At 42.5% G+C, this 12,570-nt stretch carries 4 protein-coding genes; 1 reads left to right on the top strand and 3 read right to left on the bottom strand.

Translation table 11 applies throughout. From position 1 onward, the window contains the following. Nucleotides 1-2 precede the first annotated feature (2 nt). Together F565_RS0113070 and F565_RS0113060 are read right to left on the bottom strand one after the other, a co-directional pair. Nucleotides 3-779: a TIGR03915 family putative DNA repair protein gene (locus F565_RS0113070; protein ID WP_020213689.1), complete on the bottom strand. Its 777-nt coding sequence runs from the start codon at nt 777-779 to the stop codon at nt 3-5. Between the two features lie 639 nt (nt 780-1,418). Further along, complete coding sequence (locus tag F565_RS0113060; protein ID WP_020213687.1) at nt 1,419-2,678, bottom strand: putative DNA modification/repair radical SAM protein; 1,260 nt, start codon at nt 2,676-2,678, stop codon at nt 1,419-1,421. Nucleotides 2,679-3,099: 421 nt separating this feature from the next. Here F565_RS0113060 and F565_RS21625 point away from each other — a divergent pair, with 421 nt between their 5' ends. Continuing rightward, the gene (locus F565_RS21625) at nt 3,100-12,279 is read left to right on the top strand and encodes a T9SS type B sorting domain-containing protein (protein ID WP_020213686.1); all 9,180 of its coding nucleotides are present in this window, start codon (nt 3,100-3,102) and stop codon (nt 12,277-12,279) included. Nucleotides 12,280-12,399: 120 nt separating this feature from the next. Here the strand turns inward: F565_RS21625 and F565_RS22695 are convergent. After that, a partial coding sequence (locus F565_RS22695) for a transposase (RefSeq protein ID WP_020213685.1) occupies nt 12,400-12,570 on the bottom strand: 171 nt, incomplete at its 5' end.

Genomic DNA, 12,570 nt, shown 5'->3' with positions numbered 1-12,570 from the left:
CCTCAATTCTTCCCCTCTTTCTCATTCAAATATTTCCAATACCGTTTGGGCACATGCTGAATGTGTAGCTTCATGTTTTTACGGGCAGGAATGTTAGTGCTGTTAAAGTAGTCCTTCCATAATATAGAGGCCAGTTCCTCCTTAGGGTCGAGAACGGCAGCGGGGAGGAGTATTTTCTTGGTGTCAATTTCGGCAACAAAGTCGTAGGTAATTTCTTCAACGGTGTGGGTATTGTAGTACAGGCCATACTTGCGCTTTACGTCATAAATAATCCATTGCTCGTCGGCATAGCGGTTCTTAAAAAAAGAGGCCACAAGGGGCAGCACGTTAAAGTCGGGTTCTATGGGGCAGTAATACATTCCATCTGCCGTTTGCTGAAACCGTATAAACGCCTTCATGCGGTGGCGTTCGCGGCTTACCTTGCGTTCCCATTTATTTACAGCCATAACGTGTGGGTTGCCAAAGTTGTTTTCGGCACCGGAGGGGCTGTCAAAAATATAGCGTGCAAAATTAAACATATCGTTAAACGCCTGCGGGTCTTCGCTAAGGTGGGTTTTGTAAAACATCTGCTGCCACTGGGGGCTCAATTTTTTGCGCAAACCGGCCCATACACGTTTGGCTTTAGCTTCATCATTTATAATTTCAACGGTTTCCTGTAGCATAACGGGTTGGTAATACCTGTCCCAAACAAGATCGACCGCCGTTTCTTTCCGGTCGTAAAACTCGAAAAGGGCGGTAAGGATGCCTTCAAAAGTACCGTCGAAAATATAGGTTGTCATAATTTTTAAAGTCTAAAGTTTGAAAGTTGCAGAGTAGCAAAGTTTTTTTCGGAACGCTTTTTCGGCGTTTGGGGCTGGCTCCCCTCTTGAGAGGGGCTGGGGGTGTGTCTTGCGCAAAATAGTATATTATTTAAAAATAACACACCCCTAACCCCTCTCAAGAGGGGAACAGCTTCACTCATGCTCAAAAGAATTCGCGCTCCTTTTTTTATAAAGAGATTTCTCCACTACGCTGCGCTTCGGTCGAAATGGAACATCACCACTATAATAAAGATTGCTTCGTGCCTCGCAGTGACCAATCTGCCTATTTCTAACAGTCTTTTCTTCACGTATCGTCTTTGCGAGGTACGAAGCAATATTTTATTCAGTATGTTTATAGTGTTGGGGGCTGAGGCTGTATTGTTATTTTACTTTCTGCCTGAAACACACCCCTAACCCCTCTCAAGAGGGGAACAGCTTCACTCACACTCAAAATCCGCGCTGCCTTTTTTACAAGGAGATCCCTCCACTCCGCTGCGCTTCGGTCGAAATGGAACATCACCACTATAACAAAGATTGCTTCGTGCCTGGCAATGACCGCTTGCGGAGAAATCCGTGTAAATCCGCGATTGCGCAGCATCGGTGTAATCCGCGTTCCTTTTAAAACAGGCTTAATTGGTTTTGCGGCACTTTAAGGTACTTGCTGCTGCTGTCGGCCAGGATAATGTTTTTAAGGTGCGGCGCATCGGGTTCGTTAAGCAATATAGGGCTATCGGCACAGCGGATAAAATGCTTTGCACGGTTGTAAGCAATGCCTATTTTTTGCAACTGGTCGCTTCGCAGCCTGCCAAACTTTCGTGCTTCTACAATTTTACGTGCCGACCCTACACCTATACCCGGCACCCGCATGATCATACGGTACTCGGCAGTATTAATATCTATGGGAAACTGGTCCAGGTTACGCAAGGCCCAGCTCAGTTTCGGGTCCATATCGGTATCCAGATGCGGGTTCTTAGTATTAAGGAGTTCGTTTACGTTAAACCCATAAAAGCGCATAAGCCAGTCGGTCTGGTACAGGCGGTTTTCGCGCAATAGCGGAGGCTGGCTACCTATAACGGGCATACGCTCATCATAACTTATAGGTATGTACCCCGAATAATACACCCGCTTAAGCGAGTAATCTTTATAGTACTGGGCGGCACTGTGCATAATTTCCATATCGGTTTCGGGCGTAGCACCTATCACCATCTGGGTGCTCTGGCCAGCGGGTACAAACTTGGGCACACTTTTTATAAGCCCATTTTTCTTCTCATCCTTATATTGTGTAATGCCGCTTTGTATAAATGCAAGCGGTTTCTTAACATCCTCGTGCGACTTATCGGGGGCTAAAAGTTTCAGTCCTGCTTCGGTAGGCATTTCAAGGTTAATGCTCATACGGTCGGCATAAAGGCCGGCTTCGGTTAGCAGTTCCTGGCTTGCGCCCGGTATGGTCTTTAAATGAATATAACCGTTAAAGCGTTCTTCGAGTCGAAGGCGTTTAACAATGCGCACCAGGCGCTCCATAGTAAAATCGGCATTTTTAAATATACCAGAGCTAAGGAACAGGCCCTCAATATAGTTGCGGCGGTAAAAACTCATGGTAAGGTCTACCACCTCGTCTACGGTAAAGGCAGCGCGTTTAACGTCGTTGCTTACCCGCGATACGCAAAAAGCGCAATCGTAAATGCAATGGTTAGTAAGCAGTATTTTTAATAATGATACACAACGGCCATCTTCGGTATAGGTGTGGCATATACCGTTACTGCTGTCGCCTATACCTTTGTTGTCGTTCTTACGGTTTCCGCCACTGCTCGAACAGGAAACATCATACTTTGCTGCATCGGCTAATATATTTAGCTTTTCCCTTATCCTGTCATACATATATAGGAGTGTTTTATACAAAAATAAGGAGTAAAGAACGGGCCGCATGTTCAACGACTGTTAAATATTTAGGGTAAAAATGGTGTTGCCTGTTATTGTTACATTATATAATTATAATGAACTTTTATAAACCGGAAATTCGTGTATTTTTGCCGCAAATTACGTTTAGGTTGCATTTTGTCTAATTTTAATAATGTTATAACGTTTATATGTTTATAGGTGTATCATTCGTTGTTTTTTTAGGTAAATTGCCTCCAAATCTTGAATAGTTATAAAAATTGGTTGCGCAATACAAAATTGTTATAAATTTTTGTTAACGAATAAACATTTATTCTATATTTGCCCTCTGTATTAAAATACTGTATATTAAGTTTTTATAGTTTGAGCCCCAAAGTCAAAAAGATTGCTAGTTAGTTGTATTATGAAAAAACATTTACTTTTTTTAGTCCTGTTATTTACAATAAAAGGATTTTCGCAAAACACAATTGTGGTAGCACCGGCACCGGCACCTACTACAGGAACTGTTCTTAACCAGTGGGTTAGTGACAATCTAATTAGTAGTTCATGTCTTGCCCAGACATCTAACATGACCAAGTCTACAGGGCTTAGCTATGGCTATGAAAGTATAGGTTCGTTTACTAATGCTAACCCAAACTTTGCGTTTTCGAGAGGAGTTTTACTTAGTACGGGCAGGGCTATAAATGCTGCAGGACCTAATACTACGGTATCAAGCGACGAAAATATAGCGTGGACAGGTGATGCCGATCTTGAAGCTGCCCTTGCAGCAGGTGGTGTAACCATGACCTCTATGAATGCAACATACCTTGAGTTTGATTTTGTTGCTGCAACAAGCACATTGTCTATAGACTATATTTTTGCATCTGAAGAGTATGGTCAGTTTCAGTGTAACTCTAAAGATGGTTTTGCCATACTTTTAAAAACGGGCAATGGCGCTTACAGAAATTTAGCCCTTGTGCCATCTACTTCAAATGCCGTATCTGTTGCCACTATTCGTAATAATGCTTATGTAAATAGTGCGCCGGCGGGGTGTACCTCACAAAATGAGGCTTATTTTGGCAGCTTTAATGGTGGTACACAAGACCCTGCAAATCCTTCGGCTACTAATTATGAAGGGCAAACAGTTGTGATGAACGCATCTGCCGTTCTGGTTCCCGGTACAACATACCATATAAAAATTGTTATTGCCGATGATGGTAATGGTAACCCAAATAACCTGAATGGTAACGACGGAAAGTATGACTCTGCCGTGTTTTTTCCTAAAGACGGTTTTAACCTTGGACAAAATATTTTAGAAGGCGGCCTAACTTTAGAGGGAGGCAACGCTCTTTGCCAGGGCGAAACCTACAGGTTAAACTCTAACCTTGATGCTAATGATTATATATTAAGCTGGACAAAAGATGGAGCAAATTTTGCAGGAGATGTTTCGAGCATAGATATTACACAGCCGGGTAGATATCAATTACGGATAGAAACGGCCGCAGGCTGCGTAGATACCCAGGAAGAAGTTGTAGAGTTTGCCCCGGCATTAGTGCCTGGTACGCCTAACAACCTTTATGCGTGTACAAACTCATCTAACAGTTATGTTTACGACCTTTCTCAAAATACCCCGGTTATTAAACTGGGGCTTAACCCTGCTACTACGGTAACCTACCATGCAACACAGGAAGACGCTGATTTAAACAGGGCGGCTTTACCCCTAAGTTATACAAGCACCGGGGGTGTAACTATTTATGCAAGGGTAAAAAGCCATAACAGCAGTTGTTATACCGTGGTTTCATTTACTTTGTTAGCACTGCCTGCAGCTACGGCTACCAGGCCGGCTACATTATCTGCGTGCGAGAGTACGGCAAATACCGGTTCTGCGAGTTTTAACCTTACACAGTTAAGGCCTGCTATCTTAGGTAGCCAGAATGCTAACGATTTTACGGTTTCGTTCTTTACCTCACAAGATAATGCAAATACAAACACCGCACCAATTACCGGTGCAGGTACATATCCATCGGCAAGTGCTACACTATATGCAAGGGTACAAAGTGTTTTAAACCCCGGTTGTTTTGCAACGACCCCGTTTACTGTAGCCGTGGTGCCGCTTCCTCCTATTGGGCCTGTACCCGGAAACCAAACTGTATGTACTAATTACACATTGCCGGCATTAACTAATGGCGGGGCTTATTACAGTCAGCCGGGAGGCCTAAGCCCGCTTCCTGCAAATTATGTAGTTACATCAACGCAAACAATATATGTATACGCAGCTTCAAATACTACGCTTTCTTGTCCTAACGAGGCAAGCTTTGTGGTAACGGTTAATGCGCCCGGTACTGTGCCGCAAAATGTAAATACGTGTGTAAGTTATATATTACCGGTATTGCCTGCAGGACAGCAATATCGTACTGCTGCTAATGGTGGTGGGCGTCAATTGCAGGCTGGGGATGTTTTAACAGAATCGCAAACAGTATATTTTTATATGCCTGCTGCGGCTGCATGTACTGCAAATACAAGTTTTACAATTACAATTACCACTGCAAATATACCTGCTGCAGCTGTAAATGGGGTGGTAAATGTATGTAGTCCTTATGAACTTCCTGAACTTCAGGGTGGCGCACGTTATTTTCCAAGGGCGGGATCCGCAGGTGGTGAGATTCCTCCACACACCATTATTTCTTCTAACCAAACTATATATATTTATAATAGAAATTTAAATGCAGAGTGTATTGTAGAAAATAATTTTAATATTGTTATAACAAATACAACTCTTGACCCTGTTGCTCCTGTAAATTCATGTGGTCCTTATACATTACCTTCATTAAATGTTGGTAGTTACTATTCTGCATCTGGAGGAAATGCAAGCAATCTTATACCTGCCGGTACGGTTATCAATACAACGCAAACAATTTTTGTACATGCATCTGTTCCTAATAACCCTGCTTGTACAAACGAGGCAAGTTTTCTGGTATCTATAAATCCAATACCTACAGTTCCTGCTATTGATGATGTTATATCCTGTTTAAGGTACCAGCTTCCTGACTTAGGCGGAGGGATTACTTACTTTACAAATCCTGATGCTACAGGGACTGAATATCAGCCTAATAGTTTTGTGACTGTAAGTGATATATATTATGCAACTACTCCTGCAAATGCCCAGGGATGCAGAGGGGTTAGGCCTTTTAAAGTACAGATTATTGAAGCTACCCTGGATGCCGGCCCTGACCAGTATGCCTGTGATAGCTATGGGTTGCCTGAATTACCTGTGGGAGAATATTTTACAGAGATAAATGGCGGTGGGCGAAGGCTGCCTGCCGGAACACAGATAACGCAAAGCCGCACTATATATGTTTATGCTACAAACGAAATTTGTACTGCACAAGATAACTTTGTTGTAACCATACAGCCTATTCCTGTACTTCCGGATATGTCAAATGTTACTGTCTGTACAAGCTATACGCTTCCTGCCCCCCCTGCCGGTTCACATTATTATTCGGCAACGGGCGGCCAGGCTGCAACAATTTTGCCTGATAACTATACTGTAACGAGTACGCAGGATATCTATCTTTTTGCAAGTATCCCGGGTACAGACCCTATACCTACATGTGTTAATGAAGTGGCATTTTCAGTAACTATAATTACAGGGAGTGTAGCTCCGGCCGATGTTCCACCTACTTGTGCTGCGTATGTTCTCCCGGCACTGCCAATAGGCGAATACCGTACTGCCCGTAATGGTGGAGGTACTATATTACCTGTAGGTACTCGTATAACTGCTACACAGCAAATTTATGTATTTGTTCCTGTAACCACCGGAACTAATTGTACTGCAGATGCAAACTTTAATGTTAATATTATACAGGTAGTCAGAGTAAATAACCAGCCAAATGTACTTGGGCGCTGCCAAAGCTATACGCTTCCGGCTCTTCCGGCAGGTAATTTTTATTACCTTTTACCTGGTGGCCCTAACGCTACCGGCCAGACACCTGTATCTGCGGGATATGTGGTTACAGAGTCGCGCTTTATTTATGTCCATAATAATAATGTAGATTGCCCTATCGAACGTTCATTTAGGGTACAGATCATTCCTTTAACTATAGATCCTGTTCAGGATAGGGTTGTTTGCGAAAACGAGGGATATGTACTGCCGCAATTAGAAGTGGGTACTTACTACACCGCAACTGGCGGACCTGCTGGTAACGGTACATTAATACCTGTTGGTACGGTATTAAATACTCCGCAAACAGTTTATGTTTATGCAGAAGCATCAGGGTCAAACCCATTATGTACGGATGAAACAAGCTTTGAAGTTAGGGTTACACCATCGCCTGCTATTATTTCGCCGGAACCGGTTGATGCAGATGGTGTTGCACAGGGCTTTAGCTGTGGCAACTATACATTACCTGCGCTAACCGGCCCCGGTGCCTATTTTACAGAGCGTGGCGGACAAGGACAGCAATTAATTGCCGGTGCTATAATAGATTCTTCTCAGCTTATTTATATATATGCCGAAGGCGGAGGTACCCTTAACTGTAGCAGCGAACTTGATTTTAATATAACAGTTAACCCTCAGGCACCGGATGCAGTTACTATATGTGACGTTTATGTATTGCCTGAACTGCTGCCGGGACAATTTTATTATGACGGCCCTGGTGGAAACACAGGATCGGCGAACGTTATACCAGCCGGTACAGAAATAAGGACAACACAGGATATTTATTACTTTATACAAAATGCTGCCGCATGTACAGTTAACTCATTCTTTACTGTAACGATAAATAATACACCAATACTTGCTCCTGTTAGTCCGATAAGTGTGTGCGATGAATATTACCTTCCTGCGTTAACTGTAGGTAATTATTATAATGGATCGAATGCTACAGGAGGATTGATAGATATTACGGTGCCTATAACAGCTCCTGCCGGTACAACATCGTTCTATACAAAAACGGTTTATGTATATGCAGAGACAAATACATTCCCTAACTGTTCAGTTGAGGCTGCTTTTGAAGTAATCATTACGCCAAGGCCAATGATAGACAGCCGCTCTAATGTAGACCAGTGTGATGAATTTGTTTTAGGTAATTTAACAACTGGTGAATACCGCACAGCTTCCTTTGCAGATGGTGGTGGCACTGTAATCCCGGCAGGTACCCCAATAAGGTCTTCTCAAAGAATTTATATTTTTGGTGCATCGCCTAACCCGGTAGACAGACCGGAATGTTACAGCGAAAACAGCTTCCAGGTAAATATTTATGCTGCCAATGCAGATACAATACTTACACCAGGCCAAACAGGTATAACTGCTTGTGATAGCTTTACGCTTCCAGTTAACGGTATATCAGGAAATCCTATAGACCTTGACGGAGATGATTTTACACAGCATTATTATCTTACAAATCCTGTAGTAACCGGAGATACATCAAACCCATTGCCTGTAGGTTACACATTTGACATTGCTAACGAAGCCCCTACTGTAAATGCTATAAATACTACAGTTTATATTTATCAGCAGCTTAAGGGCAGGTACCAGTGCGAAAGCGTGGTAGAAGTGCCTATTGCAGTTTACCGTACGCCTCAGGTTCCTGATGTGGCAAATGAAAGTGTATGTTTTTCATACACGGTTCCGTCGCTTCCTGCACTCGTTAATGCATCAGACGCTGGTGTTACCTCTGCTTATTATACACAACCGGGAGGTCCGTCCGGTACTGGTACTGTTATACGTGTAGGTACAGAGTTTACGGCAACAGGAAATACAACAAGAACAGAGACATTATGGCTTTATGCTTCTACCGGCAATAACCAGTGTTTTACAGAAGATAGCTATACTGTTACAATTAATAGTATTGAAGTGCCGGAACCTGCAGATGTTTTGGCTTGCGAAAGCTATACATTACCTGCATTAACAATAGGTAATTATTTTACGGCTCCTAATGGTGGAGGTACTCCATTGTTTGCGGGAGATGCAATTACTACTGTAGGTATAAACACAATTTATATATATGGTGTTACGGCAACTACACCTGCCTGTACTGATGAAAGCTCCTATGAGGTGGAAGTTATTGCAAGGCCAAGGGGTATAGTGCCGCAGGCATTACATGCATGTGCCATAGACGATGCTAACAATCAGGGTATTTTTGATCTTACTCCGGCACTTACAGAAGCACTTGACAACCAGGCAGACGTTGCTGCGAGTATTTATGAAACAATGGAGGATGCCCAGTTTGATCATGATGCTATTACAAGCCTTACTGCTTACAGGAGTGTTCGTGCAGCTACCCAAACGTTATACATAAGGCTTTATTCTACCCGTGGTGTAGAATGCTACTCTATCGTAGAAGTAAGGCTTATTGTAGATCCAAGGCCGGTGGCTATAGTGCCTACAGCACCTTACAGCATTTGCGATAATGGTGTGAGCGATACCGATGGTATTGGAGTATTTGATCTTACAACATACGAGTCTCAGGTGCTTGGTACATTAAACCCGGCTCAGTTTGATGTTGCTTACTACAGAGATGCTGCGGCTACAGATGAGATAGCTAATCCGGGTACTTTTGAGTCGACAGGACAAATAGTGTATATTAAAGTATTTAATATTATTACAGGTTGTGATGATATTGTAGAACTTGAACTTATAGTAAACCCTATGCCGGCGGTAGTAACACCTACGCCATACATGCTATGTGATGATACTACTGTGGGTACCACTCCGGATGAAAGGGAAGTGTTTGACCTTACTACTAAAATTGCGGAGATTACTAATGGCGTTAATGGCTTGGTGGTAACTTTCCACACAAGTTTCCAGGATGCCGATACAGACAACAATGCAATATCTGATGCAGATAGCCGTGCTTATACTAACTTAACTACAGTACAGACACTTTTTGTAAGGGTAGAAGATGGTACGAGTGGTTGTTACCGCATAGTGCTTATGGATTTAAGGGTAGAACCTTTGCCTACACTATTAATGCCTACAGCCGATGATCGCACAATTTGCGACAGCGATGGTAATGGTTATGGCGAAATTAATCTTGAAGATCTTATTGAAGATATGATAGATAATGGTGGTGCTAATATTGTGGTTCGTTTTTACATGACACAAATAGGTGCCGAGAATAACAACCCTAATAGCGTAATTACTAACCTTGCCGAGTTTGTAAACCAAAACCCGGGAATGGGCCAGACGGTTTACGTGAGGGCAGAAAATACAATTACAGGATGTCTTTCTCAGGTGTATCCGTTAGATCTTATATTTAACGCTGCACCTACGCTTCCTGCTATTGCTCTTGCGCCACTAAGGGAGTGTGATGATGAACTTGACCAGGATGACCAGGACGGTATTGCCGAATTTGACTTAACGTTCCATGAGGCTGCTATACGCGCATTAAACCCGGCTAACCCTGTATTGACTATAACATATCATGCCACTGAAGCTGAAGCAGAAGAGGGCACGCCAATAATTATCTCGCCAACTACTTACCAGGGTACAAACGAGCAGGTTATTTGGGTACGCATAGAGAATCCGGTTACGGAATGTTATACAGTTACAAGTTTTGAACTGTTGATAGATACTCCTGTAGATGTAGCACAGCCTACAGCACTTGTTAAGTGTGATTATGAGCAGCTGACTGCCACACCACCAAATGCAAGTAATAACCAGAGCTATGTATTTGACCTTACTGAAAAAGACGAGGAGATATTGGGTGCTACAGGCCAGGGGCAGGATAACATTGTTCAGTACTATGAAACATTAACCGATATTACGAATAATAACCCTATTCCTGATTTTACAGCTTATACTAATACAAGTAACCCGCAAACATTACAGGTGGTTGTTACAACTATAAACGGCTGTAAGAGTTATACAACGCTTACTATAAAAGTAATACCGTTGCCTACACCTAACCCAACGCCAGATCCTCTTGAAGAGTGTGATGACGTGAGTGGCGATGGTATAGCAGAGTTTAACCTTACTGAGGCAAATGCTAATATATTACAGCACTCTACTCTAACTACATTAAAATATTATGTGTTAGAGAGTGATGCATTAGCAGGAACTAACCCAATACTAGACTTTACAAGCCACTTTAGTACGAGTACTACAATTTATGTACGTGCAGAGCTTGCAGGCAGTGAACCGGGAGACCCTGTATGTGCAGTGGTAGTGCCGTTAGAGCTTATAGTGAACCCGTTACCGGCAACGTCTATAGCACCTTACGGAATATGCCAGACTAACTTTACCGGTTTTGCACAGTTCGACCTTGGTAACTACCGTAGTACCATACTACCGGCAGGTGCTGTTCTTACAGATTATACTGTTCGTTTCTATGCAATAGACCCAAGGGTAACACCTCCGGGATCTGCTAATGGTAACCCATCGCTGCCATTCCTTTACACTAATACAGTATACAGGACACAGACAATATGGGTTTATGCACAAAATTTAGATACAGAGTGTGATGTGGTATTGCCACTTGTATTATCTGTAGAGCCACAAACTATCGCTAATCCTGTAGACGATACCGTTATAAGGGAATGTGATTATGATGGTGTTAATGATGGTATTACAACGGTAGACCTTACCGAAGCTGATGCTGTAATAATAGGTACACAAGTGCCAATAGATAATACCTACACTTACGTAGTTACATATTACTTGACTGAAGCTGATGCAAGGGCAGGCCAGAATGCGATTACAAATCCATCGGCTTACCCTACAGCAACTACAGTGTTGTGGGCTGCAATAAGGAGTACACTTCCTTACGGTTGTCCTGCTTACACAGCTGTACCGGTTACAATAGACCTATTGCCTGCTCCGGTTATATCGAGCGATAACGACAGCCACACAAGCTGTGTTGATTTTGAGACTAATACTGTATTACGCTATGTGGTGCTTCACAGTAATGTTGCGCCTGCAAATAATACCTTCCAGTGGTTTAAAGATGGGGTAGCCATAGCAGGTGCTACATCGGCAGATTACTCGGCTTTTGAGTCTGGTATTTACACTGTAGTAGTAACTGGTGGTGCGCCAAACTTCTGTGTGTCTGACGCTATACCGGGATGGGACGTAACAATGTCCGGACCTGCAAGCCTTATAGGCGATGGGTATGTAGTAAGCAATGCTTTCTCTGACAGCCAGACAATAACTGTATTGGTTGAAGGGTACGGCGATTACCAGTACAGCATGTATGTAGACGGCCCTTGGCAAAACTCTAACGTATTTACAAATGTTAGCGTAGGCTACCATAACATATACGTTAGGGATGTTACTAACGGTAACGATGCGTGTGACCCTATTACAATAAGTGATGTAAGTACTATAGATTATCCTAAATACTTTACACCAAACGGTGATGGTTATAACGACTACTGGAATATAATTGGGCTTGCTAACTTCCCATCATCAAGGATCTATATCTTTGATAAATATGGTAAATTGCTTAAACAATTAGCTCCGGGCAGTAACCCTGAAGAAGGACAAGGATGGGATGGTACCTTTAATGGTAACCCACTACCATCAGATGATTACTGGTTTACTGTTACCTTCCCTGATGGAGATACAGTAAGAGAGTTTAAAGCTCACTTTGCAATGAAACGATAATCGTTTATAATAAATAGTAGTAAGAAGCCGTCTCAATATTCAATTGAGGCGGTTTTTTCATTTTTAGCATTATTATATTAGGCTATTATATTTTTCAGGTCAGGATATTTTTCAAGTGGCTTACGCCGCTATTTTCTTTCTCAGATTGTGTGCTAAGGCCATTAATCCGAACTCTAATTCTACTTTTTCAAGTCCTTTTAAAGTAAACCTCTTAAAATTGTTATTGTGTTTGAGATGTGCGAACACAGGTTCTACATCGGCAGAGCGCTGTTTTCTTTTTTGTAACCCTTT

Origin of the sequence: Flavobacterium rivuli WB 3.3-2 = DSM 21788 (assembly GCF_000378485.1) — a bacterium.
Taxonomy (GTDB): domain Bacteria; phylum Bacteroidota; class Bacteroidia; order Flavobacteriales; family Flavobacteriaceae; genus Flavobacterium; species Flavobacterium rivuli.
This window is presented reverse-complemented; position numbering and strand designations above follow the sequence as displayed.